Origin of the sequence: Pseudomonas fluorescens, assembly GCF_902497785.1 — a bacterium.
Classification (GTDB): Bacteria; Pseudomonadota; Gammaproteobacteria; order Pseudomonadales; family Pseudomonadaceae; genus Aquipseudomonas; species Aquipseudomonas fluorescens_BO.
Window position 1 is genome coordinate 1 of the sequence record NZ_CABVHK010000049.1, and the last position, 1,996, is coordinate 1,996.

At 59.0% G+C, this 1,996-nt stretch carries 3 protein-coding genes; 1 reads left to right on the forward strand and 2 read right to left on the reverse strand.

From position 1 onward, the window contains the following. Nucleotides 1–73: 73 nt before the first annotated feature. Together F8N62_RS31210 and F8N62_RS31215 are read right to left on the reverse strand one after the other, a co-directional pair. Nucleotides 74–547, reverse strand: coding sequence for a peroxiredoxin (locus F8N62_RS31210; RefSeq protein WP_150712751.1), 474 nt, complete (start codon nt 545–547; stop codon nt 74–76). Between the two features lie 10 nt (nt 548–557). Continuing rightward, nucleotides 558–1,118, reverse strand: a complete 561-nt coding sequence (locus tag F8N62_RS31215; protein WP_008034925.1) for a glycine cleavage system protein R — start codon at nt 1,116–1,118, stop codon at nt 558–560. 328 nt (nt 1,119–1,446) lie between these two features. Here F8N62_RS31215 and dapA point away from each other — a divergent pair. Next, on the forward strand, nt 1,447–1,996 hold a 550-nt coding region (dapA, locus tag F8N62_RS31225), incomplete at its 3' end, for a 4-hydroxy-tetrahydrodipicolinate synthase (protein ID WP_150714192.1).

Here is a 1,996-nt window from a genome sequence, read left to right on the forward strand (position 1 = left end):
ATCGCAGCCTTCGGCAGCTCCTACAGAACGGTGTACACCTGTAGGCGCTGCCGAAGGCTGCGATCTTCTTGAGTCAGGCCTTGTTCAGGGCCTCAGCCGCCGCCAACACCGCATCCACATGCCCCGGCACCTTCACACCACGCCATTCCTGACGCAGCACGCCATGCTTGTCGATCAAAAACGTGCTGCGATCAACGCCCATGTATTCCTTGCCATACAGCTTCTTCAGCTTGATCACATCGAACAACTGGCACAGCGCTTCTTCCTTGTCGCTGATCAGCTCGAAGGTAAACGCCTGCTTGGCCTTGAAGTTTTCGTGCGATTTCAAACTGTCGCGGGATACACCGAACACTTCGGTGTTGGCCGCTTTAAAGGCGTCAAGCTGATCGCGAAAGCCCTGGCCCTGAGTCGTGCAACCCGGGGTGCTGTCCTTCGGATAGAAGTAGATCACCACTTGCTTGCCTTTAAGGCCTGCGAGGCTGACGGTCTGTCCATTGGTGGCGGGTGCTTCGAAGTCGGCAACCGGTTGGTCGATGGCAACGGCCATGAAAGCTTCCTTACATTGGGTTTTGTGGGCGCCACGGCTCGATCAGGGCATCCAGATTCAGCGCATCGGCGAAATCGAGGAACTGATCGCGCAGCCAACTGATTTGCACGCCGGCCGGCAAGGTCACGGTGAACGTGGCGTTAAGCATGGTGCCGCCGGTTTGCGGGGCCTGATAGGTGTCGCAGGTCAGGTTTTCCAGCTCGACGTTGTGGTCCATGAAGAACTGGCACAGCTCGTTGATGATGTCGGAGCGGTAGGCCGAGCTGACATACGCCACGTACGGCAAGGCCTGTGGACGGTTTTCCAGCGCCGCGCTGCGCACCACGTTGACCGTGAAGGCGTGCTTTTTGGCAAGGCTCGGCAAGCTGCCTTCCAGGCGCGCGAGGGCGTCCCAGCTGCCGGAGATTTCAAGGATCAACGCACTGCACTCGCCATGGCGGGTCAGGCGAGAAGTGACCACGGCGCAGCGGTTTTCATGGCTGGCGCGGCACAGGACGTTAGTCAGCTCCATGGGGTTGGCGCCGAGGGCACTGATGACAAGGAATTGTTCGCGAACTGTGGGGGTGGACATGCAGCATTCCTAAAGCGATGAGCGGTCGATACTTCTACGGGCTTTTTTTGCCGGGGGCGAGCCTGCGGATGCGAATTCAGAAAACCCGAGCCGAAGGTTGCAACGTGCTCCAGTGTGGCAAGAGCGAGGGGTGGCAACGCTGGATCGGGGCTTGTGATGCCGAAAATGGAGGCTGGAACCCGGCTTGCGAGCGTGTCAGTACCGATCAAAGTCTGAAGGGTAGCGAAAAGCAGCGCCAAGGGGAATGGCAGCAGCGCAGTACTTCGCTTGTACAAGCATCTTGGCGCCAGTACCATTACGGCTCTCTTTTTCCGGCAGGAGCGGTTGCATGATTGCGGGCAGTATGGTGGCACTGGTCACACCCATGGATGCACAAGGTCGTCTCGACTGGGACAGCCTGAGCAAACTGGTGGACTTTCACCTGCAAAACGGCACCCACGCGATCGTGGCGGTCGGCACTACAGGTGAATCGGCCACTCTAGACGTGAACGAGCACATCGAAGTGATTCGTTACGTGGTCAAGCAGGTTGCAGGGCGCATCCCGGTGATCGCCGGTACCGGCGCCAACTCGACACGCGAAGCGATCGAGCTGACCACCAACGCGAAGACCGCCGGCGCCGACGCCTGCCTGTTGGTGACGCCGTACTACAACAAGCCGACCCAGGAAGGCTTGTACCAGCACTTCAAGGCCATCGCCGAAGCTGTCGACATCCCGCAGATCCTTTATAACGTGCCAGGGCGCACTGCATGTGACATGCAGGCCGAGACCGTTATCCGCCTGTCGACCGTGAAAAACATCATCGGCATCAAGGAAGCCACCGGCGACCTGGACCGTGCCAAAGCCATCATCGACGGCGTCAGCAAAGACTTCCTGGTGA

Excerpts from the sequence above, each read along its gene's own strand:
- F8N62_RS31210 (WP_150712751.1), bottom strand. The coding sequence starts at position 547 with ATGGCCGTTGCCATCGACCAACCGGTTGCCGACTTCGAAGCACCCGCC.
- F8N62_RS31215 (WP_008034925.1), bottom strand. The coding sequence starts at position 1,118 with ATGTCCACCCCCACAGTTCGCGAACAATTCCTTGTCATCAGTGCCCTC.